The sequence below is a fragment of the Methylobacterium organophilum genome, from assembly GCF_022179465.1.
In the GTDB taxonomy this organism is placed as follows: Bacteria; Pseudomonadota; Alphaproteobacteria; order Rhizobiales; family Beijerinckiaceae; genus Methylobacterium; species Methylobacterium organophilum.
Window position 1 is genome coordinate 20,437 of record NZ_BPQV01000003.1, and the last position, 25,586, is coordinate 46,022.

A 25,586-nucleotide genomic window follows, 5' to 3' on the forward strand; every position below is an offset into this window, starting at 1 on the left:
GCTCTACGTCCTCGGGCCGTTCGTGGCTGTGTGGACGACCGTCGAGCTTGCCCGGATCGTCCGGCTGGCGGTGCGGGGTCGCTGATGGCCGCCGCCCTCGCCCTGGCGCCCGAGGCGCTTCCCGTCACGGCGGTATCCGAGTTCCGGTTCGTGCCGGATGGCTCCCGCTGGCTGATCCAGCAGCGGATCTTCGACGGTCCCTGGTTCACGCTCCGGTCCGTCTTCGACCGCGGGCATGCCGAGACCTTCTGCGATCAGGAGGCACGGAAGTTCCTCGGCAACAACCCGGGCTGGCACGTGAAGACGCACGGTCTGACCGGCTACCGCTTCCTCGGGACCGGCACGCCGGCGCGAGCCATGCCCGCGGACAACGAGCATCGCCTCGGCCCGGCCGACTGTTTGGAGCCGGGCTACGCGACGGGGCGGCGGTGATGGCACCGCACCTCGATACTGTCGAAGCGCTGGGGCGGCTCGCAGCGGGCCGCTTTGTCCCCGCCCAGAAATATGCGGCGCTCCAGCGCCTCGGCTTCATCAGGGTCCGCGGGCACGGCCCCGGTTCGAAGCCGTCGCTCACCGAGGCTGGCCGCCAGAAGCTCGCGGAGGGCCGCCGCTGATGGTCTACCAGCTCGAACCCACCGGGCGCGCCAGCTTCTCCGTCCGCCTCAACGGCGTGGAGGCCGCGACCCTCTACTTCGACGCCGCCGCGGCCGACGGCCCCGAATGGGCGCTCACCGCGAACGTGGAGTGGTTCCGGACCGAGCCGCAGCTCCCGCGCCCGTTCCGCCGGTTCACGCACACCTTCGAGACGCTGGCGGTGGCCTGCGCCTTCCTCGGCGTGGCCGAGCCGCCGCCGCTCTCACCCTTCTCGGCCGCGGAGATCGGGACTCTCCTCATCGAGGCCCTGCATGCGGTCCGGGCGCCGCTCGACCTCACCCCCGCCCAGCGCGACGCGATCGGCCGCCTGCTGATCGAGCGCCTGCGGCCCGACCTGTCCTTCCACCCTGATCAGCAGGTTGCTGCATGAGTGCTCAACGTCAGGAAATTGTGACGGCCGAGGAGCGGCCGGCACCCGTGTCTGCGCAGAGCGAGACCGTCGCGATCCTCAGCATGATCGAGCGTGCCGCCCGCGATCCTTCGATCGATCTCGACCGCATGGAGCGCCTCTTCGAGATGCGCGAGAAGATGGTCGCGCGGGAGCGGGAGACCGCCTTCAACGCGGCCATGGCGGCGGCCCAGGCCGAGATGCCGCGCGTGCTGCGCGACGCCGCGAATAGCCACACCCAGTCGCGCTATGCCCGACTCGAGACGATCGCGAAGAAGATCACGCCGATCATCACACGGCACGGCTTCTCGCTATCGTTCGACACCGGCGAGCCCGCGCGCCCGGGCGAGATCCGCATCGTCTGCTCCGTCGCCCACAAGGACGGTCACACCCGGACGCACCAGGTCGACCTTCCGTCCGACACCGCCGGGGCCCAGGGCAACCGGAACAAGACCCCGGTGCAGGGCTTCGGCTCGACCGTCAGCTACGGCCGCCGCTACCTCACCCTGATGATCTTCAACGTCGCCCTCACGAACGAGGACGACGACGGCAACGCCGGCCGCGATGCCGGTCCGACCATCACGGAGGATCAGCTCATCGAGCTTCGTGATCTGGTCGAGGCCGTCGGCGCCGACCTCTCGAAGTTCGTCCGCCATCTCGGCGTCGAGAGCCTCGCGGACCTGCCGGCGAACCGCTTCGACGCGGCCGTGCGCGACCTCAAGCGGAAGGAGCGCCGCTGATGTCGGAGATGGTCCAAGGTTCCGCCGAGTGGCTGGCCGCCCGGATCGGGCGGCTCACCGCCTCCCGCGCCGCCGACGTCGTGGCGAAGACCCTCAAGGGCACGCCCAAGGCCGAGCGCGAGCGCTACCTGATGGAGCTCGTCGCCGAGCGGCTCACCGGGCTGACCGCGCCGCATTACGTGTCGGCCGAGATGCTCTGGGGCTCCGAGCAGGAGCCCGCGGCCTGCTTCGCCTACGAGTTCTTCACCGACCTCGACACGGCGAAGATCGGTTTCGTCCCACACCCGACGATCGCGATGTTCGGCGCCAGTCCGGACCGGCTTGTCGGCGAGGAGGGGCTCGTCGAGTTCAAGTGCCCGACGACGCGCACCCATCTGGAGACGGTCCTGAGCGGCGTGATCCCGCCGGACCACTTCCCGCAGCTCGACGCGCAGCTTGCCTGCTGCCCGGGCTGCCAGTGGGTGGACTTCGTCTCCTACGATCCGCGTCTCCCCGACGACATGCGCCTGTTCGTCCGACGTGTGCTGCGCAGCGACCGGGCCGAGGCGATCGCCAAGCTCGAGGACGAGGCGCGGATCTTCCTGGCCGAGGTGGACGCGCGGATCGAGCGCATCGCCGATGCCTGCCGTCCGCAGCAGGAGGCCGCCTGATGCCGGCGCCGACCTGCTCGTGTGGGGCGACCGCCCGGCTCACCAGCGGCGCGGAGATCTATCCGAACCGCCCCGACCTCGCCGACACGCCGATCTGGGCCTGCCCGACCTGCGAGGACACCTATTGCGGCTGCCATCCGGGCACGGAGGAGCCGCTCGGCACGCCGGCCGATGCGAGCCTGCGTGAGGCGCGGATGCTGCTCCATCGCCGCCGCGTCGATCCGCTCTGGAAGGACGCGCACAAGCTCGAGGCCTACGGGGACCTCGACGCGGCCGATGTGAAAGCCGTGCAGCGGGCCGCCCGGGTGCGGGTCTACCGCTTCCTCGCCGCACGGATGGGGCTGACCGAGGAACAGTGCCACGTCGGCATGTTCACGCTCGAGCAGTGCCGGGAGGCATGGGGCGCGCTCCAGGGCGTGACGTACCCGCAGATCCGCGACTGGGCGAAGTTCGGCGACCGCCGGAAGCCGGGCAAGCGGAGCGCCGCCTGATGCGCCCGCTCGTCATCGACAGCTTCGCGGGAGGCGGCGGCGCCACCCCCGTCCCTGACCGGACAGAACAGGGAGGCGGACGGTGAGCGGCGTGCTCTTCCTCGACATCGAGGGCGTGCTGAACTCGCGCGAGTGCTGGGTCCGCCTGCGCGACCAGCGGCACAAGATCGACCGTGAGAAGGTCGGCCTGCTAAACGAGGTCGTCCGCATCACCGGCTGCCGGCTTGTCATCTCGTCCACCTGGCGCAAGGGAATCGGTCAGGGCCAGGGCGGCTGCCGACATATCCTACGCGATTACGGCCTGAAGGCCCGGTTCCGCCGGGACTGGCGGACACCCGAGTTCAGTACGGATGACCCCACAGCGCCCGTGCGCGGCACCGAGATTGCCGATTGGCTCAGCCGCAACGGATCGCCGCCCTATGCGATCGTGGACGACGACAGCGACATGCTCCCCGAGCAGATGCCTCGCTTCGTCCAGACCAGCTTCGAACACGGTCTGACCCGGACGCACGCCGATAGGCTGATCGCGCTCCTTTCCCCCACTCCCGCCGGTCGCTCCGGCAGCAGCTCTATTGCGGAAGCGGAAGAGTGAACCGCCTAGATGCTCCCGCGCGACGCATGCTGAACCGCTCCGAGGCCGCGAGCTATCTCGGTCTCGGAGCGACGGCGGCAATTCCCGTCCAGCCGAAGCGGGTTCGGCCAGGCAAGCAGGGCTTGCGCTACGACGTGCGCGACCTGGACCGTTGGATAGACAGTCTTGAGACCGGCGAGCATGTTGAGAGCATCGAAGACCTCCTCAACAGGCCCGGCCATGGCAAAGGTGCGCGTCCCCGGCGTTAAGGTCTACACCTCGAAGGGCATCCTCTACGCCTACGATCGCGCCAGCGGGATCCGCCTGACGCCGCCGCACGTCTACGGCTCCCCGGAATGGTGGACCGCTCTGCAGGCGATCCGCGACAAGGCCAAGCCCGGCGCGAAGGAGAAGGCTGGCACCTGGGGCGGGCTGGTCAAGGCGTACCGGGAAACCGAGCACTTCAAGACCGATCTCGCGCCCCGCACCCGCCAGGACTACCTCGGCGTGATCGACTGGCTGTCGACGTGGCACGATGTCGAGGTGTCCAAGTGGGGCCGCGGATTCGTGGCGGGGTTACGGGATCGCGCGCATAAGGAGCGCAACCGCCGCTTCGCGAACTACGTGCTGTCGGTGATCAGCGTCGTCTTCGCCCACGCTGTGGAGAAGCAGCTCGCCGACGCCAACCCGGTCCGGGACGTGAAGAAGCTGCGCCGGCCCAAGAGCCAGCAGCGCGCGAATCGTCCCTGGACGGAAGAGGAATGGGATGCGGTCCTGACCGCCGCCTCTCCCGAGCTGCGCGCCGCTATCCTGCTCGGCGGCATCCTCGGCTACCGCCAGGGCGAGGCCCTGTCCGTGCGGCGTGACAGCTGGAACAGCCGCACCGGCACGCTGTCCCGGATCTCTGCCAAGAGCGGCAAACCCGTGAAGGTGCCGGCCCCCGCGGAGGTAGACGCCGCCCTTCGCGCCCTGCCGAAGCACGATGCGGTCACCCTGCTGGTCAACAGCCTCGGCCGACCCTGGCAGCAGGACGGGTTCCGCGGCTCGTTCTTCCGGCTCATCCGCACGCTCGAGGCGGAGGGCAAGGTGGCGGACGGCCTGACCTTCCACGGTCTGCGCCACACGGCGGCCACTCGGATGCGCCGCCTGGGCTTCGACACGCGCACGATCGCCGACATGCTCGGCCAGGAAACCGAGGGCATGGCAGCGCACTACTCGCGCGAGGCCGACCTCGAACCCAAGCTCAAGGGCGTGGTGCGGCGACTGGATCGGGAGAACAGGAAGCGCACAAAGGCTGTCTAACCAGACGGACGGTTTTGTCTAACCGGCCTTTCCGGGAACGTTTGTTCAGGGCCTAAGTACTTGATTTCAAAGGTGGCTGGGGGACGTGGATTCGAACCACGACTAACGGAGTCAGAGTCCGCTGTTCTACCGTTAAACTATCCCCCAACATTAAGCGCTTGAGCGCGCTTAGAAATTGGCGCCGTGGCTCACGATGGATCCGGATCACATGTCCGGACCGGCCGCCGACGACCCGCGCCATGTAGTGCCTCTGCTCCGGCTTGTCCATCCCGTTTTGCGCGGGAACCGCCACGCGATCGCGAAGCCGTCCCGGAACCCGGGGCGCGAACCCGCGCCGCAGCGAAGGCCGGACCGCTCGGCAAGCCCTTGACCGGGCCGGGGCACCATGGCTTCTGAGCCACGGCCCTGTCAGGCCCCGTAGCTCAGCTGGATAGAGCAGCCGCCTTCTAAGCGGCAGGTCGTAGGTTCGAGCCCTACCGGGGTCGCCAGCCCGTTTTGCTCCGATCGAAAGACGTCCTCCTGCGAGGCGGGCTCTTCGGAGGCGGGGCGCTCCTTTCGTTCGAGCGGGCGGAACGCCGACCGAAGCCGATCTTTTCGGCACCGCGCTTCGCAGCGGACCGACCCTGACGCAGTCCCGGACCGAATTCTGCCTCGGATCAGCGTGATATGCCGAGATAATAGGCATAACCGAGGCGCTGGCCGGAGTCCCGGGAGGAGGTCGCCCAAGTTCCGGTCACCCTGGCGTGTCGCTTGCATAGAGCTTGACCGTCTCGGGACGACGCCAAGAGGTAGATCGTGAAAGCTTGGAAGACCTGGGGCTCGGCCGCCGCTCTGGCAGCTGGGCTCGTGATGGGTGCGCTCGGTTCGGGCGTGGCGCAGGCACAGGAGACCATCAAGGTCGGCATCCTGCACTCGCTCTCGGGGACGATGGCGATCTCCGAGACGACGCTCAAGGACGCGATGCTGATGCTCATCGCGGAGCAGAACAAGAAGGGCGGCCTGCTCGGCAAGAAGCTGGAGCCGGTGGTGGTCGATCCGGCCTCCAACTGGCCGCTCTTCGCCGAGAAGGCGCGCGAGCTGATCGCGAAGGACAAGGTCGCGGCGGTGTTCGGCTGCTGGACCAGCGTGTCCCGCAAATCCGTCCTGCCGGTGTTCAAGGAGCTGGATTCGATCCTGTTCTACCCCGTCCAGTACGAGGGCGAGGAGAGCGAGCGCAACGTGTTCTACACCGGCGCCGCCCCGAACCAGCAGGCGATCCCGGCCGTCGACTACCTGATGAAGGAGGAGAAGGTCGAGCGCTGGGTGCTGGAGGGCACGGACTACGTCTATCCGCGCACCACCAACAAGATCCTCGAAGCCTACCTCAAGGCCAAGGGCGTGAAGCCGGAGGACATCTCGATCAACTACACCCCGTTCGGCCAGTCGGACTGGCAGACGCGCGTCGCCGCGATCAAGAGCTTCGGTTCGGCGGGCAAGAAGACCGCCGTGGTCTCGACGATCAACGGCGATGCCAACGTGCCCTTCTACAAGGAGCTCGCCAACCAGGGCGTGAAGGCCACCGACATCCCGGTCGTCGCCTTCTCGGTCGGCGAGGAGGAGCTCGCCGGCATCGACACCAAGCCGCTCGTCGGCCACCTCGCGGCGTGGAACTACTTCATGTCGATCGACACGCCGGAGAACAAATCCTTCATCGAACAGTGGAAGGCCTTCACCAAGAACCCGAAGCGCGTCACCAACGATCCGATGGAGGCGCATTACATCGGCTTCAACATGTGGGTGAAGGCGGTGGAGAAGGCCGGCACCACCGATCCCGACAAGGTGATCGACGCCCTGCCCGGCATCGAGCAGAAGAACCTCACCGGCGGCACCTCGAAGATGCTGCCCAACCACCACATCACGAAGCCGGTCTTCATCGGCGAGATCAAGGATGACGGCCAGTTCGACGTGGTCAACAAGACCGACGAGCTGATCCCCGGCGAGGCTTGGTCCAAGCAGCTCGAGGGCTCGAAGGACCTCGAGGCCGACTGGGTCACGCTCAAGTGCGGCAACTACAACACCAAGACCAAGAAATGCGGCGGCGCCTGAGCGCCGTCACGTCGGACTGACCTGCCCGCGCGCGACGCGGGCAGGATGCCGAAGGCGTCGAGAGGAGCGGGATGTGCGTTGGTTCGAAGCGCGGGCGAGCGGCGTCACGGGCCACCTGCTGGCCCTGCTGCTGATCCTCGTCCTGCCGGGCATCGCCCTGGCGCAGACGCCCGCGGACACGGCCTACGGCAGGCTCGCCGCCGACAGCTATTCCGACATCGAGGCCGGCATCACCGGGCTCGCGGCGAGCGGCGATCCGCGTGCGAGTGCGGTCCTCACCGCCCTGTCGGACGGGCGGCTGCTCCACCGGCCCTCGGACAAGGCGCTGTTCGTCAAGGAGGCCAACGGCCTCGTCGATGCCCGCACCGGTGTCCCGGCGACGGCCGAGGGCCTGAAGCCGGTCCGCGCCAACAACAAGGTCCGCCGGGCGATCGAGGCGGCGCAGGGTCTCCTCAACCTCGCGAGCCCGGATGCGGGCAAGCGCCGGGAGGCGGCGGATGCCGTGTTCAAGGCCCGCGACGCGGCCGCCCTGCCGGCGCTCGAGGCCGCCCTCGCCAAGGAGAGCGATCCGCGCTTGCGCAAGAGTCTCGGGGAGGCTCGCGCCGCCCTGCTGCTGGGTCAGCCCGGCACGTCCGAGGCGGATCGGCTGTCCGCGCTCTCGGCGATCCAGGCCCGCGGCGACGGCGATGCCATCGCGATCCTGCGCGGACTTAGCGCCAGCGACCCGAGCGAGGCCGTGAGGGCCGCCGCCGAGCGCGGCATCGCCTCGATCGAGCGGCGGCTCGCCCTCGTCGGCGCGGCCCAGAACGTCTGGTACGGCCTGTCGCTCGGCTCGGTGCTGCTGCTCGCCGCCATCGGGCTCGCCATCACCTTCGGGGTGATGGGCATCATCAACATGGCCCATGGCGAGATGGTGATGCTCGGGGCCTACACGACCTTCCTCGTGCAGGACACGATCCGCGCCCACGCCCCCGGCCTGTTCGACTGGTCGCTGGTCATCAGCATCCCCTGCGCCTTCCTCGTGGCCGGCGCGGTAGGCGTCGCGATCGAGCGCGGCATCATCCGCTATCTCTACGGGCGCCCGCTCGAGACCCTGCTCGCCACCTTCGGCGTCAGCCTGATCCTGCAGCAGACCGTGCGCTCGATCTTCGGGCCGACCAACCGGGAGGTCGGCTCGCCCGCCTTCATGACCGGCGCCTTCGACCTGTTCGGCCTGTCGATCACCTGGGGCCGACTCTGGATCGTGGCTTTCTCCTTCGCGGTCTTCCTCGGGCTGCTCTTCGTGCTGCGGAGGACGTCTTTCGGCCTGAAGACGCGGGCGGTGACGCAGAACCGGCGCATGGCCGCCGCCATGGGCATCCGCACGCCCTGGGTCGACGCCATGACCTTCGGCCTTGGCTCCGGCATCGCGGGCATTGCCGGCGTCGCGCTCTCGCAGATCGACAACGTCTCGCCCAATCTCGGCCAGGGCTATATCATCGATTCCTTCCTGGTCGTGGTGTTCGGGGGCGTGGGCAATCTCTGGGGCACGCTGGTGGCGGCGCTGACGCTGGGCGTCGCCAACAAGCTGTTCGAGCCGTATCTCGGCGCCGTGCTCGCCAAGATCGCCCTTCTGATCTTCATCATCCTCTTCATCCAGAAGCGCCCGCGCGGCCTGTTCGCCCTCAAGGGCCGGGCGGTGGAATCGTGAGCATGCCCCGCACCCGCCTCATCGACCCGAAGGGCTGGATCTTCCTGGCGGCGCTCGCCGCCTTCTGCGCAATCGTCCCGCTCCTGAACCTCGTCATCCCCGAGGGCTCGGGCCTGCACCTGCCGACCTACCTCGTCTCACTGTTCGGCAAGTACCTCGCCTTCGCCCTGCTCGCGCTCAGCCTCGATCTGGTCTGGGGCTATTGCGGCATCCTCTCCCTCGGCCACGGCGCCTTCTTCGGGCTCGGCGGCTACGCGATGGGCATGTACCTGATGCGGCAGATCGGGCCGCGCGGCGTCTACGGCAACCCGGTCCTGCCCGACTTCATGGTGTTCCTGAACTACAAGGAATTGCCCTGGTACTGGCTCGGCTTCGACCACTTCGCCTTCGCGGCGCTGATGGTGCTGGCGGTGCCGGGGCTGCTCGCCTTCGTGTTCGGCTGGCTCGCCTTCCGCTCGCGGGTAACGGGCGTCTACCTGTCGATCATCACCCAGGCGATGACCTTCGCGCTGATGCTGGCCTTCTTCCGCAACGACATGGGTCTCGGCGGCAATAACGGGCTGACCGACTTCAAGGACATCCTCGGCTTCCCCGTCCAGGCGCAGGGCACGCGCGTGGCGCTGTTCGTGGCGACCGGGATCGCCCTGGCGCTCGGCTACCTCGTCGCCCGCTTCATGACGGTCTCGGCCTACGGCAAGATCCTGATCGCCGTGCGCGACGCGGAATCGCGCACGCGCTTTCTCGGCTACCGGCCGGAGCACTACAAGACGCTCGCCTTCACGGTCTCGGCCATGATGGCGGGCGTGGCCGGCGCGCTCTACGTGCCGCAGGTCGGCATCATCAATCCAGGTGAGTTCGCCCCCACCAACTCCATCGAGGCGGTGATCTGGGTCGCGGTCGGCGGACGCGGCACGCTGGTCGGCGCAGCGCTCGGTGCCGTGATCGTCAACTACGCCAAGACGGTGCTCACCGGCGCCCTGCCGGATGCCTGGCTCTTCGCGCTAGGCGCCTTGTTCGTGGTGGTGACACTGTTCCTGCCCAAGGGCATCGTCGGCACGCTGGTGGAGCGCTTCGGCAGCCGGAGGGCGGCGGCCAAGCTTCCGCCCGAGCCCGCGATTCCCCCGAAGCTCGCGGAAGAAGGCCAGGGCTGATGAGCAGCGCCGATCTCCTCGCCCCGCCGGCCTCCGCCGAGGCAGGCGCCACACCGGCCCGCAAGGTCACGGAGGCCCTCCTCTATCTCGACGATCTCAAGGTCACCTTCGACGGCTACCGGGCCCTGCGCGGCCTCTCGCTGACCCTCGACCGGGGGGAGATGCGCGCGATCATCGGCCCGAACGGGGCCGGCAAGACCACGATGATGGACTGCATCACCGGCAAGACGCGGCCCGATACCGGCATCGCGCTCTTCGACGGCACCTTCGACCTGACCAAGCTCGACGAGCCGGCCATCGCCGACCTCGGCATCGGCCGGAAATTCCAGAAGCCCACCGTATTCGAGAGCCACACGGTGGCCGACAACATCCTGCTGGCGCTGAAAGGTCCGCGCTCGGGCGTCGCCTCCCTGTTCGGCTGGCGCAATCGCGTCGCGGCCGAGCGCATCGACGCGCTGCTCACCAAGGTTGGGCTGATCGCCCATCGCGAACGGCCGGCGGCCGATCTCTCCCACGGCCAGAAGCAGTGGCTGGAGATCGGCATGCTGCTCGCACAGGACCCGAAGCTCCTGCTCGTGGACGAGCCGGTGGCCGGCATGACCGACGCCGAGACCGCCGAGACGGCACGGCTCCTGCGGGAGATCGCCCGCGACCACGCGGTGATCGTGGTGGAGCACGACATGCATTTCGTGCGCGCCCTCGAATGCCGCGTCACCTGCCTGCACGAGGGCGCGGTATTGGCCGAAGGCTCGATCGACGCCGTGTCCGCCGACCCGAAGGTGGTCGAAGTCTATCTGGGGCGCTGAGGCGATGCTGACGGTCGACGGAATCGATCTCTATTACGGGGCGGCCAAGGCCCTGCGCGGGGTCTCGCTCACCGCCGAGACCGGCAAGGTCACCACCGTGCTCGGGCGCAACGGCGTCGGCAAGACCTCGCTGCTGCGCGCCATCGTCGGGCAGCAGCCCATCGCCAAGGGCTCGATCCGGCTGGGCGACACGGTGCTCTCGGGGCTGGCGCCCTACGATAGGGCGCGGGCCGGGGTCGCCTTCGTGCCCCAGGGCCGCGAGATCTTCCCGCTGCTGACCGTGAAGGAGAATCTCGAGACGGGCTTCGCCCCCTGCGCGCGCAAGGACCGCTACGTGCCGGCCGAGATCTACGACCTGTTCCCGGTGCTGAAGGACATGCTGCACCGGCGCGGCGGCGACCTCTCCGGAGGCCAGCAGCAGCAGCTCGCCATCGGCCGCGCCCTCGTCACCCGCCCGAAGCTGCTCGTGCTCGACGAGCCGACGGAGGGCATCCAACCCTCGATCATCAAGGATATCGGCCGGGCGATCAGCTACCTGCGCGACAAGGGCGAGATGGCGATCGTGCTGGTCGAGCAGTATTTCGAGTGGGCCCGCGACCTCTGCGACAGCTACGCGGTGATGGATCGCGGGCAGGTGGTGCTGTCGGGGACACGCGCGGAGATGGTCGAGGCGGACGTGCTGCGGTTGATGTCGGTTTAGCGCCGGCCCGACATGGAAACGGCGGGACCGGAGTCCCGCCGCCTGCCTCGTCACGCTTCAGGAGGCGCCGGCCCGAGGCCGGCGATCCGATCAGCAGCGGTAGCCACCGGAGGTCTGGCCGTACTGCTTGGTCGGGAAGTTCTGCTGCTGGGCGTTGCCCTCGCTGGCCGAGCTCATCGGGCAGCGGTCATAGCGCGGGTGGTCGGAAGGGTTGAGAGAGCCCGTCGTCGTCACGTCGTAGCGCGGGTCCCAGCTCTCCGAGAACGCCAGGGCGGACGAGGCCGGGGCGGCAACGCCGAGAACGAGGGCGGTGACGGCAGCGGCGACACGGGTTTTCATCGTCTTCTCAAGCTCCTTCGCAATGTGGCCGGTCGATCCGGAGCCACTTCATCTTGCGTGATCTTGAGATGGGGTGTCACCGGCCGGCGTGACGTGCTTATGCGCACGCAGCAACCGGGATGAAATTCATCCCGGCCCAGGAGAAGCGGAGACTTCGCGAGACGGAGGGAGCGGCATGGGCCGCTCCCTCGGCGACGCGCTCAGTAGTCGATGACGTCTTCCAGGGCGTAGTGCTTCACCGTCTTGCGGTTGGCGATCAGCTCGTCGATCGTCGGTTCGCCCTTCATGGCGCGGGCGATGGCGAGCTTCGTCGCCTCGTAGTTGGTGCGGTAGAGGTCCTTGCGGTCGACGTTCGGGTCGGCGGCGCAACGCTCGTCGAGCCAGATCATGATGATCATGCAGAGCTCGTCGAGCCCGTCCTTCGGCAGCACGCCCTCGATCACGCAATCGATGATCGCGTCGCCCGTGGCGGCCTGGACCACGCCGCCGAGCAACTCGGCATACTCGGCCGTGTGGATGGTGACCTTGGTGGTCATCATCGTGGCCGGACGCACGAGCTGGTTGAGGTCGCGCACCACGAACATGCGGGTATGGCCCTGCACCTGCCCCATCATCGAGGCGAAGGCTTGGCCGACGGGGCCGCGGGTGGAGCCGATCAGCACCTCGGGCATGGCATCGGTGTACTGCCCCTCGGCGGCGAGCACGGTCGCCTCGCCGGTGCGGAACCAGATCTCGGACATGGAAACACCCTCGTTGACGGATGGGCCGCAGCGAGCGGCATCGGCCGCGCAGACATCATCCCGGGCCTCCCCCGTCAATCACGGCGCGCGCATGCCCCTGGCGTCCCGGGCGTCGATCGGCCATTGACGGGCAGCGTGCCCGCCGCGGGACGGCAGGCGGCGAGGGCGGGAGTGCCGGCGATGGGCGGAACGGGCGGTCAGATGCCGAGGGAGCGCGGCTGGAGCCTCTCGGCAACGGCGGAGGGCGAGGGCGTGCGCCTGGAGATCGCCCTGCCGGATCTCGACGGCAAGCCGGTCACCGCGCTCCTACGCCTGGAACGGGCAGAAGCCCGCGCCTTCGCCCGCGCCTTGCTGCGGGCGGCGGGCGACGCCACCGAGCGGACCTTCTCTCCCTCCCGCGACGCGTAACGCCCGGCTTCGGGGCTCAGCGCGTGCCGGTGACCGGGCGGCGGCCCGGCAGGCGCGGCACCTTGGCGCCCCGCGGCTCGACAGGCTCGGCACAGGAATAGGTGAACTCGCTCTGGAGGTCGCTGAACACCGTCTCGCCGGTGATCTTGCAATCCTCGCGCACGGTCTCGTCGAGATAGGTGCGGGCAGCGGTGCGGAAGCGGGTCGTCCGGGTCTCGGCCGGCGGGCGCCCGGCCTGCAGGTCGCCGACATCGCAGCCGGTGACTTCGCGCAGGGCGTTCGAAACCACCAGCACCCGGCGGCGCTGCCGGTTGTCGTAGATCTCGTAGGGCTCGTTGCAGCCGATGGTCACGACCTGCGGCGTCTGCGCCACGTAGGTCTTCGAGATATAGGCGAAGCCCGTGCAGCCCGAGACCGCGAGGCTCGAACCGAGGGCGAGCGCAAGCGCCAGCCGCCGCATTGTCGTCGCCCTCTCAACCCGGACACGCATCGGCCCGCATTGAAACCGCTACGCTTGCGCGGTCAAGAGGCCACGTTCATCCCGCTTCCGCGAGCGCCACGGCGCGGATCGGCGGCAGGTTGGCGCGCAACTCGCGGCTGACGGCGGAGGAGGTCGCGACCGTACCGAGATCGGCATAGGTCTCGTGGTTCTTCTCGATGGCGGAAAGATCGTAGAGGTAGTTCACCATCAGCCCGTAGGATTGCTTCATCCCGTTGGCCGAGGTGTCCCCGAGGAAGTTCACCCGCTCCAGCCGGGCGCCGTTGCCGAGATGGAAGCGGGCGACGGGGTCGAGCGGGCGGCCCTTCTCGTTCTTGGCGCGCAGGAAATAGGCCGCCGCGGCGGGAATCATCGCCTTTCGGACGGCCTCGCAGGCCGCCTTGTCGGCGGCCCAGTCCGGGCGGTCGAGCAGGCGCAGGGTCTCCACGTCCTCCCGGGTCAGGCCCTGCGGCGCATCCGCCCGGCGCTCCCGGTCGAGCCAGCTGCGGAAGCCCGGCACCGGCGACAGGGTGACGAAGGTCTTCAGGCTCGGGACCTCGCGGACGATGTCCTCGACCACCTGCTTGATGAGGAAGTTGCCGAAGGTGACGCCGGCCAAGCCCTTCTGGCAGTTCGAGATCGAGTAGAACACGGCCGTGTTGGCGGCCTTGATCGGCAGGGTCTCGCGCTCGTCGGCGAGGATCGGCCCGATCGCCCCGGGGATGCCGCCGGTCAGCGCCACCTCGACGAAGATCAGCGGCTCGTCGAGCAGGGCGGGATGGAAGAAGGCGAAGCAGCGCCGGTCCGCCGGCTCGATGCGCCGGCGCAGATCGTTCCAGTCCTGGATCGCGTGCACCGCCTCGTAGCGGATGATCTTTTCCAGGATATGGGCCGGCGTCGTCCAGTCGATGTGACGCAGCACCAGGAAGCCCCGGTTGAACCACGAGGCGAAGAGGTGCTCGAAATCGCTGTCGAGGCTGTCGGCGGCGTCGATCAGGTCCGGATCGGCCCCCTCTTGGCGCAGGGTCTTGCGTAGGCCGAACAGGTCCTCGCGCATGCGCACCAGGGCGAGCGTGCCGCCTCGGGCGAGGTTGAGCCGGCGGATCAGCTCCTGGGCGCGGGGCTCGGCCGCCGCGTGCAGGCGCCCGAGCCGGGCCCGGGTCGGGTCGGCGCGGTAGGCGGCGATGGCCTCGTCCACCGCCTCGTGGTCGGCATCGAACTCGGCTGCGATCAGCCGGAGAAAGGCGAGGCGCTCGGGCGCCGGCAGCACCGCGTAGCGGTCGAGAATCAGGCGGGCCAGGGCGACGCCGGAGGCCTCGCCGCGCCGGGAGATCAGGTCTTCGCAGAGCTTCAGGAGCTCGCCGGCATCGGCATTGCGCGCCGGATCGCCGCGCCCGAAGCTGATCAGGTCGCGGCCGCGGTCGCTGATGGTCTGAAGGAGGTCGCCGAGGAACGAGATCGCCGCCATGAAACGCCGCCTGGACCTCCCCGCCCGCTTGTCATCGGCGCCGCCAGCCGGCGGCAGCACCGCTCAGGGATGTAAGGCGATCAGGCCGCCGGGGCCAGCCACCTCAAGGCATGGGCAGCCACTCGATCACGCCGCAGCGAGCGCGGCCGTATCCGCACGCTCGCGCCAGTCGAGCACCCCGTGCAGGCGGGCGAAACGCAGCTCCGCCGCGCGCAGGGCCCGCTCCGGATCGCGCGCCCGCGCGATCTCCACCGAGCCCACCTTGAAGGGCACCCCGAGGATCTGCTTGGCGAAATCGATGCGGTAGTGCGACATCCGCTGTCCCTGTCGTTCCTGTGTTGCGATCTTCCCGTTGGAATGGGGGGCTGCGCGATTCGCGCGGGGCTTGGGCCCAAGGATAGGCCGAGACGGGGGCCGCAGGCGAGTCCACCGCCAAAACCCTCAACATCCCCAAGGAATTGGATATGGGGACGACAACCCTCAGGTGCAAACCCCGCATCCCTGAGACGCAAGGCCGCCCCCGGCCGGATCGGCTTGCCGGCGCGTGTTCCACAACATAGGCCGGCCTATGTCCTACTTGACCCTGCCGCTCCCTCCCGCCTCTCTCGAGGCGCCGCGGGAAACAGGCCGATGAACGTCCCGCATTCCGGCTTCACGGCCCGCACGCGCCTCGGCCTCACCCTGATCGCGGGCGGGGCGGTCGCCAATATCTACTACAACCAGCCCTTGCTTGCCGTCCTGGTCCAGGATCTCGGCGAGCGGGCAGCCCTTCTCGTGCCGACCGCGACGCTGGTCGGCTACGGCCTGGGCATCCTCCTGCTGGTGCCGCTGGGGGACAGCCTGCCCCGTCGCAGGCTGATCGTGTGGCAGCTCCTCGCCCTCGCCGTGGCCCTGGTTGCCGCGGGTCTCAGCCCGAATCTCCTCGCCCTCACGCTCGCGAGCCTCGCCGTCGGGGTGCTCGCCTCGGCGGCACAGCAGGCCGTGCCCTTCGCGGCGGAGCTCGCCCCCGATGCCACGCGGGGCCGCATCGTCGGCCAGGTGATGACAGGGCTGCTCGGCGGCATCCTGCTCGCACGGACCTTGAGCGGTTTCGTCGGCGCGCATCTCGGCTGGCGCGCCGTCTTCCTCGGGGCGGCGGCGCTGGCGCTGGCCATGGCCGGGCTCGCCACGGCGACGCTGCCGGCGGGCGGAGGCGGCAAGCCGCTGCGCTACCGGGCGCTGATGTACTCGGTGCTGGGCCTCGTGCGCACGCAGCCGGTCCTGCGGAACGCCAGCTTGTCCCAGGCCCTGCTCTTCGCGAGCTTCAACGCCTTCTGGGTGACGCTCGCCCTCCTCGTCGAGGCGGAGCCCTTCTCCTTCACCCCGGCGGGCGCGGGGCTGTTCGGGGTGATCGGCCTCGCCGGCGCCCTGTTCGCGCCGATCGCAGGACGCTTCAGCGACCGGGAGGGCGCCAAGCCCGTGGTGATCGCCGGGGGCCTGTGCGTGGTGGCGGCCTTCACCATGCTCTGGGCGGCGGGCACCTGGTCGCTCACGGCCATCGTCCTCGGCGTGCTGCTGATCGATGTCGGCATCAACGGCGCGCTCATCGCCAACCAGACCCGGGCCTATGCCCTGGCGCCCGGCGCCCGCGGCCGCATCAACACCGTGCTGTTCACAGCCATCTTCAGCGGCGGCGCGGTCGGGGCCTTCTGCGGCACCCAGGCCTTCCTGTTCGCCGGCTGGCCGGGGGTCTGCGTCGTCGGCCTCGGCTTCGCCCTGGCGGCCCTCGCGGTGGCGGCCGGCGGCCGCGTCAGGACGGCTTGAGCACCCGGGACAGGCGGCACCAGGCCGCCTTGCCCCCCGGCAGGCCGAAGCGCAGCCGGGCCGGGTGCTCGGCGAAGCGCCGGACATAGATCCCGGCTGCGCCGAGCCGCCGGAACAGCCCCGGCCCGTCGGGAAAATCGGCCGTGCGGAACAGGGTGGTGCCGCCGACCAGCCGCCCCCCGGCCCGCAGCAGCATGCGGTCGAGCCGGTCCGCCTCCGCCGCGCAGGTCTGCGCCATCTGCCGGCGCCATTCGAGGTCGGAGAGCGCGATCCGGCCCGCGGCGATCGCCGGGCCCGACACCGCCCAGGGGCCGAGCGCCGTCTCGAGGCGGGCGACGTACTCCGGACTCGCCAGGGCGAAGCCGAGGCGCAGGCCGGCGAGCCCGTAGCTCTTGCCGAAGGAGCGCAGTTCGACCAAGCCGTCGCGCTCGCCCGGCCAAGCCCCCTCCCCCGGCTCCAGATCCGCGAAGGCGCGGTCGAGCACCAGCAGGCCACCGGCGCGGGCGAGCCGGGCGCGCAAGGCCTCGATCTCCGCCGGGGCGACCCGGCGGCCATCGGGATTGTTGGGGCTGACGAGGACGACAACCGCCGCGGCCGCCGTCGCGGCGAGCTCCGGCACCGTCTCGACGGCATGGCCCGCCCGGCCCCACGCGGCCGCGTGCTCGGCATAGGTCGGCCCGACCACCGCGACCCGCGTCGCCGGCATGAGCCGCGGCAGCGTCTCGATCAGGATCTGCGTGCCCGGGGCGCAGGCGATCTCGTCGAGATCCCGCGCGCCGTAGGCCGCGGCCGCGGCCCGCTTCAGTGCGGCGAGATCGGCCTGCGAGGGCAGCCGTGTCAGGGCGCTGGCCTCGAAGGGCGGCAGCGGATAGGGGACCGGGTTGATCCCGGTCGAGAGGTCGAGCCAGGGCTCGGGCGCTTCCGGAAACAGCCGGCGCGCGGCCGCGAGGTCGCCGCCATGCAGGATCGGCGCGGGGCCCGCGTCCTCCTCATCCCCTCGGCCGGCTGCTGGCATGGTCTCTCTGGAACGACGGATCGCGATGGACTGGACCGACCTGATCCGCCCGCCCGGCAGCCTCGCGATCCTGGCGCTGGCCCTGGCGGTGGAAGCGGCGTCGGGCTATCCGGCCGCGCTCTACAGCCTGCTCGGCCACCCTGTCACCTGGATCGGCGCCCTGATCGGCCGGCTCGACCGCGGGCTCAACCGCGGCGACCCGCAGCGGCGGCGGATCGCCGGGGTGGCGGCGCTGGCCATTCTCCTCCTGGTCGCGGGAGGCGCGGCGCTCGCCCTCACCCGTCTTGCCGCCCTGACGGGACCGGCTGCGGCCCTCCCGATCCTCGCCCTGCTCGCCGCGAGTCTGCCCGCCCAGCGCAGCCTCCACGACCATGTCGCCCGCGTCGCCAGGGACCTGCGCGAAGAGGGCCTGACCGGCGGGCGGAGGGCCGTCTCGATGATCGTCGGGCGCAATCCCGAGAGCCTGGACGAGGCCGCGATCTGCCGCGCCGCCATCGAGAGCCTGTCCGAGAACTTTTCCGACGGCATCGTCGCGCCGGCCTTCTGGATCGGCGCCCTCGGCCTGCCGGGGGGCGCGCTCTACAAAGCGATCAACACCGCCGACAGCATGATCGGCCACCGCACCCCGCGCCATGAGGCCTTCGGCTGGGCCTCCGCCCGGCTCGACGATTTCGTGAACCTGCCGGCCTCCCGGCTGACCGCCCTGCTGATCCTCGCCGCTGCCGCCCTGCAGCCGGGCGCCTCCGCCCGCGAGGGCTGGGTGGCGCTCCGTCGCGACGCGCGCCACCACCGCTCGCCCAATGCCGGCTGGCCGGAGGCGGCGATGGCCGGGGCGCTCGGCCTGCGGCTCGCCGGCCCGCGCATCTACGGCGAGATGCGGGTGGAGGATTCCTGGATGGGCCATGGCCGGGCGGAGGCCGCCCCGGCGGATATCGAGCGGGCGCTCACTCTCTATCGCAGCGCCTGCCTGCTGCTCTGGCTGATCGCCGCGAGCCTTGCCGCCCTGGCCTTCCTCAGCTGAGGCGGCTCCCCGCCAGCGCCAGCAGGCGCTCGCAATCGACATGCGCTTCGAGGTGGTCGGCGAAGCGGTCGAGCACCGCGTCGATTCCCCCCTCGTAGGATTCCCCGCTCGGGGCGGCGCCGATCCGGGCGAGCCAGGCGGCCCGCTGGCGGTCGTCGGCGAAGAGGCCGTGGACATAGGTGCCGCAGACGCGCCCGTCCACCGAGACCGCCCCGTCCGGTCTACCGTCCGAGAAGCGCAGGAGCGGCCGCGCCGCATCCGGCCCGGTCGTGTCGCCGACATGCATCTCGTAGCCGGCGAAGGGCACTCCGTCCGAGACACTGGTGCCGCTCACCGCGACGAGCCGCTTCTCCGGCGTCATCACCGTCTCGAGATCGAGCAGGCCGAGACCTTCGACGCGGCGCGGCGCCCCCTCGATGCCGTGCGGGTCGTCGATGCTGCGCCCCATCATCTGGTAGCCGCCGCAGAGCCCCAGCACCGGCCGGCCGCGGGCGAGATGCGCGCGCAGATCCGCGTCCCAGCCCTGCGCGCGGGCGAAGGCGAGATCGTCGATCGTGGTCTTCGAGCCGGGCAGGACGATCAGCGCCGCCCGCTCCGGCAGGGGCAGGCCCGGGCGCACGAACACCACCTCGACGCCGGGCTCCTGGCGGAGCGGATCGAGATCGTCGAAATTCGCGATGTGCGGGAAGACCGGCACCGCCACCACCGGGGCGCCGGGCAGGCGCCGCGGCCCCGGCTGGTCGAGGGCGAGGGCATCCTCCGGCGGCAGGCGCGCGGCCTCGGGGAAGTGCGGCACGAGGCCGAGCGGCGCCCAGCCGGTGCGCTGCGCGATGATCGCCATCCCGTCGTCGAACAGGCTCGGATCGCCGCGGAAGCGGTTGACGAGGAAGCCGCGGATCATCGCCGCGTCCTCCGGCTCGATCACCACCTTGGTGCCGACGAGGCTGGCGATGACGCCGCCCCGGTCGATGTCGCCGACCAGCACCACGGGCACGCCCGCCGCCCGCGCGAAGCCCATATTCGCGATGTCGCCCCGGCGCAGATTCACCTCCGCCGGCGAGCCCGCCCCCTCGACGAGGACGAGGTCGGCCTGCACCCGCAGGCGCGCGTAGCTGTCGAGCACCGAGGCCAGGAGCTTCGGCTTCATGGCCTGGTAGTCCCGCGCCCGGGCCGTGCCGACCATGCGGCCCTGCACCACCACCTGCGCGCCGACATCGCTCTGCGGCTTGAGCAGGACCGGGTTCATGTGGACCGAGGGCGGGACCCGCGCCGCCCGCGCCTGCAGGGCCTGGGCGCGGCCGATCTCGCCGCCATCGGCGGTGACGGCGGCGTTGTTCGACATGTTCTGCGGCTTGAACGGCCGCACGGCGAGGCCGGCCCGGGTGAAAGCACGGGCGAGACCGGCGACGATCAGCGACTTGCCGACATCGGAGCCGGTCCCCTGGATCATCAGGGCGCGGGTCATGGCACGGCGCCCCTGCGCAAGCTTCGTCCGGCTAGAAGAACGGCCCGGGCCCCCAGCCCCAGCCGATGGGCCGGGGGCGGAAGGGCAAGAACGGACCCGGGCCGTAGCCGGGGCCATAGAAGGCCGGGCGCAGGCGGAACGGCGGCGGGCCATAGGCGAAGGGCGGCGGACCGTAGGGGTCGCCGAACACCACCTCGCGATAGACCGGGCGGGGCCGCAGATAGACCGGGCGCTCCACCACCACCTCCCGCACGACCCGGCGCGTCCGGTAGACGTAGACCGGCTTGCGCACCACGACCTCGCGCACGATCGTGCGCGGGCGATGCGCGGAGCGGTATCGGCCAGCGGGCGCTGCCCGGTAGGACTCCGTCACCGGCTCGTCGGCGCGGGCCGTTGGAGGAGAGCCGGCCAGGCCGGCAGCGAGGGAAAGGGCCCCGGCGAGGGCGCAGGCGAGTCGTCTCATCGTCCACCCTGTCCTTGGCGCGGGCGCGTTCCGGCCGCGCTTGCACGGCCCCGGTTGTGCATCGGGGCGCCGCCGCCATCAAGGGCGCTCCGCCTCAGAACTCAATTCCCTCCTGCGCCTTCACCCCGGCGGAGAAGTGGTGCTTCACACTGCCCATCTCGGTGACGAGGTCGGCGGCCTCGATCAGGGCCGGCTTGGCGTTGCGGCCCGTTACCACGACGTGGAGATCCGGCCGCCGGGCCTTCAGCGCCGCGACCACCGCATCGAGGTCGAGCTGCTCGTAGCGCAGCGCGATGTTGAGCTCGTCGAGGACGAGCAGGCGCAGGGAGGGATCCGCCATCAGGCGCTCGGCCTCGGCCCAGGCCCGCCGCGCCGCCGCGGCGTCGCGGGCCTTGTCCTGCGTCTCCCAGGTGAAGCCCTCGCCCAGGGCGTGCCACTCGACCTGGGCGCCGAAGGTCTTGAGCGCGTGCTTCTCGCCGGTGTCCCAGGCGCCCTTCACGAACTGCACCACGCCGACGCGCCAGCCGCGCCCGAGCGCCCGCAGCAGCAGCCCGAGGGCCGCCGTGGTCTTGCCCTTGCCGGGGCCGGTATGGACGATGAGGAGCCCCTTCTCGATGGTCTTCGAGGCGACCTCGGCGTCCTGGACCGCCTTGCGCTTGGCCATCTTCTCGCGGTGGCGGTCGTCATCGTCGCTCATGCGGGGTTCTCCGCGGAGGGTTTCACGGTCAGGGGAAGCCCGGCGACCATCAGCACGACGCGGTCGGCGGAGGCGGCGAGGCGCTGGTGCAGGCGCCCCGCCTCGTCGCGGAAGCGCCGGGCCAGGGCATTCTCGGGCACGATGCCGAGCCCGACCTCGTTGCCGACCAGCACCAGCGGCCCCGGCGCGGCGGCGCAGGCCTGCACGAGGGCGGCCGAGGCGGCGGCGAGATCGGCCTCCGCCAGCATCAAATTGGTGAGCCAGAGCGTGAGGCAATCGACCAGAACCGGCCCCGTCGCGGCGGCCACCGCCTCGGGCAGCGCCATCGGCACGTCCCGGGTGATCCAGTCGCCGGAGCGCCGCTCCCGGTGGAGGGCGATGCGGGCCCGCATCTCGTCGTCCCAGGCCTCCGCGGTGGCGAGATAGAGCCAGGGACGGGGGCAGGATTCGATCAGCCGCTCGGCATAGGCGCTTTTGCCCGAGCGCGCGCCGCCAAGCACCAGGGTCGTTCCGGAAAGGGGCGTCAGATCATCCGCCATCCGGTCTCTCCACGAATCCATTCCGCCCCGGCCTATGGCACAGGGCCGGAGATCGCGCGAGCGAAGCCGTCGATCGCCTACCAGCCGGCGTTCCCGCGCATGCGCTCGGCGAGGAAGTCCACGAGCACGCGCACGCGGGCGGGCATGGCCGCGCCGCCCACGAACACGGCGTGGATCGCCTCGCGGTCCCCGGGGTTGAAGGGGGCGAGGAGCGGCACGAGCCGGCCCGCCGCCAGCTCCTCGGTGATGTGGAAGTTGCCCACCCGCGTGATGCCGACGCCCGCGAGTGCGAGCTGCACCAGCGTCTCGCCGTTGTTCGCCCGCATGCTGCCCTGCACGGCGAGGAGATGGTCCTGGCCACCCACGCGGAAGGGCCAGCCGGGCTCGATACGGCGGAAGCTGAAATCCAGGCAGTTATGGGCGGCAAGGTCCGCCGGCGCCTGCGGCGTGCCGGCGCGGGCGAGATAGGCAGGCGAAGCGACCACCGTGCGCCCGGTATCGCCCAGGCGCCGCGCGGTGAGCGGGCTGTCGGCCAGGGGCCCGAAGCGGATCGCCACGTCCGCCCGGCCTCCCAGAACATCGGCGAGTTCGTCGGACAGGTCGATCTCGACCACGATCTCGGGATGAAGGGCGGCGAAGTCGGCGAGCAGCGGCACCACCACGAGCCGGCCATGGGCGGTCGCGGTGCTCACCCGGACCCGCCCCCGCGGGCGGCCCTGATCGGCGAGCGCCCGCTCGGTCTCGTCGAGATCGGCGAGGATGCGCCGGGCTGCCCGTCCATAGGCTTCGCCCTCGGCGGTCAGGCGCAGACTGCGCGTGGTGCGCACGATCAGCCGCACGCCGAGCCGGGATTCGAGGCGGCTGACGATCCGGCTGACGGCGGACGGCGTCAGGCCGAGCCGGCGCGCGGCGCCCGCCAGGCTGCCGGCCGTGATCACGGCCAGGAAAGCGCTCATCTCGCCGGTTCGATCGATGCCGTCCCGCCTCATTCGTGATCCTTGCGCACGGATCTCGGTCCGCGAGCCCGGCTACCGCCCTCGTCGCCGATCCGCCACGTGCTGTCACGGAACGACGAGGATATCCACGATGAAAACCAATCCCGCCCTGCTCGCGCTGGCCATGGGCGCCTTCGGCATCGGCGTGACCGAGTTCACCCCGATGGGGATGCTGCCCCTGATGGCGACCGATCTCGGCGTCTCGATTCCGGCGGCAGGCCTCGTGGTCAGCGCCTACGCCCTCGGCGTGTTGGTCGGGGCGCCGCTCGTGACCCTCGCGGCCGCACGCGTGCCGCGCCGGCGCTTGCTGATCGGTCTGATGGCGATCTTCACCCTCGGCAACGCCATGGCGGCGCTCGCGGACAGCTATGCGACGCTGGTCGCCGCCCGGCTCGTCACCTCGCTCAACCACGGCGCCTTTTTCGGGGTGGGCGCGGTGGTGGCAGCACGGCTCGTGCCGCCGGAGCGGAGAGCCGCGGCCGTGGCGGCGATGTTCTCGGGGCTCACCCTCGCCACCATCGGCGGCGTGCCGCTCGCGGCCTGGATCGGCGAGGTGCTCGGCTGGCGCACGGCGTTCTGGGGCATCGCGGGGGTCGGCGTCCTCGCCATGCTCGCGCTGGCCGCCGCCCTGCCGGACCTGAGGGCCGAGGCCGGCGCCGACATGCGGGCGGAGCTACGTGTGCTCGTCCGCGGCCCGGTGCTCGCCGCCCTCGGGCTGACGGTCGTCGGCGCCAGCGCGATGTTCACGGTCTTCACCTACATCGTGCCGATCCTGCGGGTCGAGACGGAAGCCTCCGTCGGCTTCGTCACGGCGATGCTGGTGCTCTACGGCGCCGGGCTCGCGGCCGGAAACTGGCTCGGAGGCCGCCTCGCCGACCGCTCGGTGGACGGCACCATCGCGGCCGCGCTGGCCGGACTGGTGGTCCTCCTCCTGCTCCTCGCCGCGACGTTGCGCTGGGAGGCTGCCGTCGCGATCCTGATCGTTCTGTGGGGCGTGGCGAGCTTCGCGCTGGTGCCGCCGCTCCAGATGCGCGTGATGAACGAGGCGCAGGAGGCCCCCAACCTCGCCTCGGCGATGAATATCGGCGCCTTCAACTTCGGCAACGCGATCGGGGCGGCGGCGGGCGGCGCCGTGATCGACGCCGGGCTCGGCTACCCCGCTGTCCCCCTCGCGGGCGCCGCGATGGCGGGTGCCGGCCTTCTCATGCTCGCGGCGCTCCGCCGGAGCCGCCCCCGCCTCCCGGTTTCGGCCACCTGCTGAGCGCAGGCCAGGACCATGGCCGCGATTGTCCCGAAGGCGGCCATCCGCTCCGATTGCAAGTCCAGATCCGAGCCGCTAGGGTCCGCAGCGACGGTGCCTCGGCGACGAGGTGAAAAGGGAACGCGGGCCGGGGCCTCAGCCTCGAAGCCGCGGCTGCCCCCGCAACTGTGAGCGGCACACGTGCCCGCCATCGGCCACTGGAGTGATCCGGGAAGGCGGTGGGCATATCAGACGCCGCGAGCCAGGAGACCTGCCGTCACCCGCTATCTCTCAACGCCGCCGGCGGGGCGGCCGGAGCCTGACCATGACGACCACGACGCTTTCCACTGCGACCACCGTCAACGAGGGCGCCCGCGCCGTCCTGATCGCGGCCTTCCTCGGCCTCGGCCTCGTCTTCCTGGCGGGTTTCGCCCCGGCCTCGGCGCTGCACAACGCGGCGCACGACTTCCGGCACGCGCAGAACTTCCCCTGCCACTGATCGCCTGATCCCCCAGGCGCCCTTTCCATGATTATCCGGTTGCTGTCGGCGGCGCTCGTCGCCGGCTTCCTCGCGGCTGTCGCTGCCACGGGGCTGCAGCTCGCCCTCACCTCGCCGCTCATCGTGGCGGCGGAGGCCTATGAGGGCCAGAGCGCCGCCCTGTCCGCGCCGAAGAGCCTCGTCGTGCTCGCCCATTCCCACGGGAACGGCGCGGAGGGCCACGACCCTTCCGATCCGGGTCATGCCGGGCACGACCACGGCGGGGGCGAGTGGCAGCCCGGCGAGGGTCTGCCGCGCATGGCCTTCACCGGCCTCGCCACTCTGATCGGCGGCGTCGGCTACGCCCTGCTGCTCGGCGCGGTGATGCTTGCCCTGCGCCTGCCGCCGGGTCCGGAGACCGGGCTGAAGCTCGGCCTTGCCGGCTTCGCGGCAGTGGCGCTGGCCCCCGCCGTGGGTCTGCCGCCGGAGCTGCCCGGCATGGGCGCGGCCGACCTCGAGCTGCGGCAGGCCTGGTGGCTGATGACGGTGATCGCGACCGGCCTCGGCCTCTACCTGATCCTGGTGCGCCGGGTGCCGATCACCATCCTCGGCGGCCTCGTCCTGATCGTCGGCCCGCACCTCGCCGGGGCGCCGCATGTCGAGGAGGCGGCCTCGAATCTGCCGGCGGGCTATGCGGCGCAGTTCGCGGCGCGCTCGCTGGCCATCGCCTTCGTGTTCTGGGCGCTGATCGGCCTCGGCTTCGGCTGGGCCTGGCACGCCTTCGGACGCGAGAAGGCAACAGCCCGTGCCTGATCCCGACCATCCGAATGCGGTGGTGCTGCATGTCTGCACCACCTGCAAGGTGGCGGGACAGGGCGGCGACAAGCCGGCGGGCAGCCGCCTACTGGACGCGCTCCAGGCCGAGCTCGACCGCGCGCCCATGCCGGGGCTGACCGTCGAGGGCGTGCCCTGTCTCTCGGTCTGCAAGCGGCCCTGCACCGTCGCCGTCGCCTCGGCGGGCCGCTGGAGCTACGTCTACGGGGATCTCGACGCCGAGGCTTCCGCCCGCACCATCCTCGACGGGCTCGCCGCCTATGCCGCCACGCCGGACGGGATCGTGGCCTGGCGCGAGCGGCCGGTCGAATTCCGCCGGGGCGTGATCGCCCGCATCCCGCCGCTGCCCGCGGCCCGCACGGACGACATCTGAGA

The 25,586-nt window shown here is 70.7% G+C and carries 32 protein-coding genes, 2 tRNA genes and 1 riboswitch; of the genes, 22 read left to right on the forward strand and 12 right to left on the reverse strand.

The window, feature by feature from the left end; translation table 11 throughout:
* Positions 1 to 84: 84 nt before the first annotated feature.
* The 9 genes from MFF21_RS05565 to MFF21_RS05605 all read left to right on the forward strand — a co-directional run bounded on the left by MFF21_RS05565 (position 85) and on the right by MFF21_RS05605 (position 4,796).
* Positions 85 to 432, forward strand: coding sequence for a hypothetical protein (locus MFF21_RS05565; protein WP_238310232.1), 348 nt, complete (start codon positions 85 to 87; stop codon positions 430 to 432).
* The gene (locus MFF21_RS05570; RefSeq protein WP_238310233.1) at positions 432 to 614 is read left to right on the forward strand and encodes a hypothetical protein; all 183 of its coding nucleotides are present in this window, start codon (positions 432 to 434) and stop codon (positions 612 to 614) included. The genes MFF21_RS05565 and MFF21_RS05570 overlap by 1 nt, the downstream gene beginning before the upstream one ends.
* Entirely contained in the window at positions 614 to 1,024 is a 411-nt protein-coding gene (locus MFF21_RS05575; protein ID WP_238310234.1) for a hypothetical protein, read from the forward strand. The genes MFF21_RS05570 and MFF21_RS05575 overlap by 1 nt, the downstream gene beginning before the upstream one ends.
* Positions 1,025 to 1,071: 47 nt before the next feature.
* Positions 1,072 to 1,782, forward strand: coding sequence for an ERF family protein (locus MFF21_RS05580; protein ID WP_238310235.1), 711 nt, complete (start codon positions 1,072 to 1,074; stop codon positions 1,780 to 1,782).
* Positions 1,782 to 2,432, forward strand: a complete 651-nt coding sequence (locus MFF21_RS05585; RefSeq protein ID WP_238310236.1) for a lambda exonuclease family protein — start codon at positions 1,782 to 1,784, stop codon at positions 2,430 to 2,432. Before MFF21_RS05580 ends, MFF21_RS05585 begins: the two co-directional genes overlap by 1 nt.
* The gene (locus MFF21_RS05590; RefSeq protein ID WP_238310237.1) at positions 2,432 to 2,923 is read left to right on the forward strand and encodes a zinc-finger-containing protein; all 492 of its coding nucleotides are present in this window, start codon (positions 2,432 to 2,434) and stop codon (positions 2,921 to 2,923) included. The genes MFF21_RS05585 and MFF21_RS05590 overlap by 1 nt, the downstream gene beginning before the upstream one ends.
* Before the next feature lie 82 nt (positions 2,924 to 3,005).
* Positions 3,006 to 3,515: an HAD domain-containing protein gene (locus MFF21_RS05595; RefSeq protein WP_238310238.1), complete on the forward strand. Its 510-nt coding sequence runs from the start codon at positions 3,006 to 3,008 to the stop codon at positions 3,513 to 3,515.
* 26 nt (positions 3,516 to 3,541) lie between these two features.
* A complete protein-coding gene (locus tag MFF21_RS05600) occupies positions 3,542 to 3,763 on the forward strand; it encodes a hypothetical protein (protein WP_238310239.1) in 222 nt (73 codons plus the stop codon).
* A complete protein-coding gene (locus tag MFF21_RS05605; RefSeq protein ID WP_238310240.1) occupies positions 3,735 to 4,796 on the forward strand; it encodes a tyrosine-type recombinase/integrase in 1,062 nt (353 codons plus the stop codon). Before MFF21_RS05600 ends, MFF21_RS05605 begins: the two co-directional genes overlap by 29 nt.
* 73 nt (positions 4,797 to 4,869) lie before the next feature.
* On the opposite strand, the gene MFF21_RS05610 is transcribed toward MFF21_RS05605, so the two are convergent.
* A tRNA-Gln gene (locus tag MFF21_RS05610) sits at positions 4,870 to 4,943 on the reverse strand.
* Between the two features lie 264 nt (positions 4,944 to 5,207).
* Here MFF21_RS05610 and MFF21_RS05615 point away from each other — a divergent pair.
* The 6 genes from MFF21_RS05615 to urtE all read left to right on the forward strand — a co-directional run bounded on the left by MFF21_RS05615 (position 5,208) and on the right by urtE (position 11,228).
* Positions 5,208 to 5,284: transfer RNA gene (locus MFF21_RS05615), tRNA-Arg, on the forward strand.
* Between the two features lie 361 nt (positions 5,285 to 5,645).
* On the forward strand, positions 5,646 to 6,881 hold the full coding sequence (gene urtA, locus MFF21_RS05620) for an urea ABC transporter substrate-binding protein (protein WP_238310510.1): 1,236 nt from the start codon (positions 5,646 to 5,648) through the stop codon (positions 6,879 to 6,881).
* A gap of 73 nt (positions 6,882 to 6,954) precedes the next feature.
* Entirely contained in the window at positions 6,955 to 8,571 is a 1,617-nt protein-coding gene (gene urtB / locus MFF21_RS05625) for an urea ABC transporter permease subunit UrtB (RefSeq protein ID WP_373324933.1), read from the forward strand.
* A 2-nt stretch (positions 8,572 to 8,573) separates the two neighbouring features.
* The gene (urtC, locus tag MFF21_RS05630) at positions 8,574 to 9,722 is read left to right on the forward strand and encodes an urea ABC transporter permease subunit UrtC (RefSeq protein WP_238310241.1); all 1,149 of its coding nucleotides are present in this window, start codon (positions 8,574 to 8,576) and stop codon (positions 9,720 to 9,722) included.
* Positions 9,722 to 10,528, forward strand: coding sequence for an urea ABC transporter ATP-binding protein UrtD (gene urtD, locus MFF21_RS05635; RefSeq protein WP_238310242.1), 807 nt, complete (start codon positions 9,722 to 9,724; stop codon positions 10,526 to 10,528). Before urtC ends, urtD begins: the two co-directional genes overlap by 1 nt.
* A 4-nt stretch (positions 10,529 to 10,532) precedes the next feature.
* Positions 10,533 to 11,228, forward strand: coding sequence for an urea ABC transporter ATP-binding subunit UrtE (gene urtE / locus MFF21_RS05640; RefSeq protein ID WP_238310243.1), 696 nt, complete (start codon positions 10,533 to 10,535; stop codon positions 11,226 to 11,228).
* A 90-nt stretch (positions 11,229 to 11,318) separates the two neighbouring features.
* Here the strand turns inward: urtE and MFF21_RS05645 are convergent, their stop codons facing one another.
* Together MFF21_RS05645 and fae are read right to left on the reverse strand one after the other, a co-directional pair.
* On the reverse strand, positions 11,319 to 11,567 hold the full coding sequence (locus MFF21_RS05645; protein ID WP_238310244.1) for a hypothetical protein: 249 nt from the start codon (positions 11,565 to 11,567) through the stop codon (positions 11,319 to 11,321).
* A 200-nt stretch (positions 11,568 to 11,767) separates the two neighbouring features.
* Positions 11,768 to 12,307: a formaldehyde-activating enzyme gene (gene fae, locus MFF21_RS05650; protein ID WP_238310245.1), complete on the reverse strand. Its 540-nt coding sequence runs from the start codon at positions 12,305 to 12,307 to the stop codon at positions 11,768 to 11,770.
* A gap of 180 nt (positions 12,308 to 12,487) precedes the next feature.
* Between fae and MFF21_RS05655 the strand changes: the two genes are divergently transcribed.
* On the forward strand, positions 12,488 to 12,715 hold the full coding sequence (locus MFF21_RS05655) for a hypothetical protein (RefSeq protein WP_373324934.1): 228 nt from the start codon (positions 12,488 to 12,490) through the stop codon (positions 12,713 to 12,715).
* A gap of 16 nt (positions 12,716 to 12,731) precedes the next feature.
* Here MFF21_RS05655 and MFF21_RS05660 read toward each other — a convergent pair whose 3' ends face one another.
* The 3 genes from MFF21_RS05660 to MFF21_RS05670 all read right to left on the reverse strand — a co-directional run bounded on the left by MFF21_RS05660 (position 12,732) and on the right by MFF21_RS05670 (position 14,976).
* Positions 12,732 to 13,175 (reverse strand): hypothetical protein, encoded by a 444-nt coding sequence (locus MFF21_RS05660; protein ID WP_238310247.1) that lies wholly within the window; start codon positions 13,173 to 13,175, stop codon positions 12,732 to 12,734.
* Positions 13,176 to 13,251: 76 nt separating this feature from the next.
* The gene (locus tag MFF21_RS05665; protein WP_238310248.1) at positions 13,252 to 14,661 is read right to left on the reverse strand and encodes a malonyl-CoA decarboxylase; all 1,410 of its coding nucleotides are present in this window, start codon (positions 14,659 to 14,661) and stop codon (positions 13,252 to 13,254) included.
* Positions 14,662 to 14,787: 126 nt separating this feature from the next.
* Positions 14,788 to 14,976 carry a hypothetical protein gene (locus tag MFF21_RS05670; RefSeq protein WP_238310249.1) on the reverse strand — a complete coding sequence of 63 codons (189 nt, stop codon included), beginning with the start codon at positions 14,974 to 14,976 and terminating at the stop codon, positions 14,788 to 14,790.
* 315 nt (positions 14,977 to 15,291) lie between these two features.
* Here MFF21_RS05670 and MFF21_RS05675 point away from each other — a divergent pair, with 315 nt between their 5' ends.
* Positions 15,292 to 16,464, forward strand: a complete 1,173-nt coding sequence (locus MFF21_RS05675; protein ID WP_238310250.1) for an MFS transporter — start codon at positions 15,292 to 15,294, stop codon at positions 16,462 to 16,464.
* Here the strand turns inward: MFF21_RS05675 and cobD are convergent.
* The gene (gene cobD, locus MFF21_RS05680) at positions 16,451 to 17,479 is read right to left on the reverse strand and encodes a threonine-phosphate decarboxylase CobD (protein ID WP_238310251.1); all 1,029 of its coding nucleotides are present in this window, start codon (positions 17,477 to 17,479) and stop codon (positions 16,451 to 16,453) included. The two genes, MFF21_RS05675 and cobD, sit on opposite strands and share 14 nt — an antisense overlap.
* A gap of 25 nt (positions 17,480 to 17,504) precedes the next feature.
* On the opposite strand from cobD, the gene cbiB reads away from it, so the two are divergent.
* The gene (cbiB, locus tag MFF21_RS05685; RefSeq protein ID WP_238310252.1) at positions 17,505 to 18,500 is read left to right on the forward strand and encodes an adenosylcobinamide-phosphate synthase CbiB; all 996 of its coding nucleotides are present in this window, start codon (positions 17,505 to 17,507) and stop codon (positions 18,498 to 18,500) included.
* On the opposite strand, the gene MFF21_RS05690 is transcribed toward cbiB, so the two are convergent.
* From MFF21_RS05690 to MFF21_RS05710, 5 genes are all read right to left on the reverse strand, one after another.
* The gene (locus MFF21_RS05690) at positions 18,493 to 19,965 is read right to left on the reverse strand and encodes a cobyric acid synthase (protein WP_238310253.1); all 1,473 of its coding nucleotides are present in this window, start codon (positions 19,963 to 19,965) and stop codon (positions 18,493 to 18,495) included. The two genes, cbiB and MFF21_RS05690, sit on opposite strands and share 8 nt — an antisense overlap.
* Positions 19,966 to 19,996: 31 nt before the next feature.
* Complete coding sequence (locus MFF21_RS05695) at positions 19,997 to 20,428, reverse strand: hypothetical protein (protein ID WP_238310254.1); 432 nt, start codon at positions 20,426 to 20,428, stop codon at positions 19,997 to 19,999.
* A 94-nt stretch (positions 20,429 to 20,522) separates the two neighbouring features.
* The gene (gene cobO, locus MFF21_RS05700) at positions 20,523 to 21,125 is read right to left on the reverse strand and encodes a cob(I)yrinic acid a,c-diamide adenosyltransferase (RefSeq protein ID WP_238310255.1); all 603 of its coding nucleotides are present in this window, start codon (positions 21,123 to 21,125) and stop codon (positions 20,523 to 20,525) included.
* A complete protein-coding gene (gene cobU / locus MFF21_RS05705) occupies positions 21,122 to 21,664 on the reverse strand; it encodes a bifunctional adenosylcobinamide kinase/adenosylcobinamide-phosphate guanylyltransferase (protein ID WP_238310256.1) in 543 nt (180 codons plus the stop codon). The genes cobO and cobU overlap by 4 nt, the downstream gene beginning before the upstream one ends.
* Positions 21,665 to 21,741: 77 nt before the next feature.
* Positions 21,742 to 22,653, reverse strand: coding sequence for a LysR family transcriptional regulator (locus MFF21_RS05710; protein WP_238310257.1), 912 nt, complete (start codon positions 22,651 to 22,653; stop codon positions 21,742 to 21,744).
* Positions 22,654 to 22,750: 97 nt separating this feature from the next.
* Between MFF21_RS05710 and MFF21_RS05715 the strand changes: the two genes are divergently transcribed.
* The 4 genes from MFF21_RS05715 to MFF21_RS05730 all read left to right on the forward strand — a co-directional run bounded on the left by MFF21_RS05715 (position 22,751) and on the right by MFF21_RS05730 (position 25,584).
* The gene (locus MFF21_RS05715; RefSeq protein ID WP_238310258.1) at positions 22,751 to 23,920 is read left to right on the forward strand and encodes an MFS transporter; all 1,170 of its coding nucleotides are present in this window, start codon (positions 22,751 to 22,753) and stop codon (positions 23,918 to 23,920) included.
* A 74-nt stretch (positions 23,921 to 23,994) separates the two neighbouring features.
* A riboswitch (cobalamin riboswitch) is annotated at positions 23,995 to 24,192 on the forward strand.
* A 32-nt stretch (positions 24,193 to 24,224) separates the two neighbouring features.
* Positions 24,225 to 24,398, forward strand: coding sequence for a CbtB domain-containing protein (locus MFF21_RS05720; RefSeq protein WP_238310259.1), 174 nt, complete (start codon positions 24,225 to 24,227; stop codon positions 24,396 to 24,398).
* Positions 24,399 to 24,425: 27 nt separating this feature from the next.
* Positions 24,426 to 25,190 carry a CbtA family protein gene (locus MFF21_RS05725; protein ID WP_238310260.1) on the forward strand — a complete coding sequence of 255 codons (765 nt, stop codon included), beginning with the start codon at positions 24,426 to 24,428 and terminating at the stop codon, positions 25,188 to 25,190.
* Positions 25,183 to 25,584 (forward strand): DUF1636 family protein, encoded by a 402-nt coding sequence (locus MFF21_RS05730; RefSeq protein ID WP_238310261.1) that lies wholly within the window; start codon positions 25,183 to 25,185, stop codon positions 25,582 to 25,584. The genes MFF21_RS05725 and MFF21_RS05730 overlap by 8 nt, the downstream gene beginning before the upstream one ends.
* Positions 25,585 to 25,586: the final 2 nt, after the last annotated feature.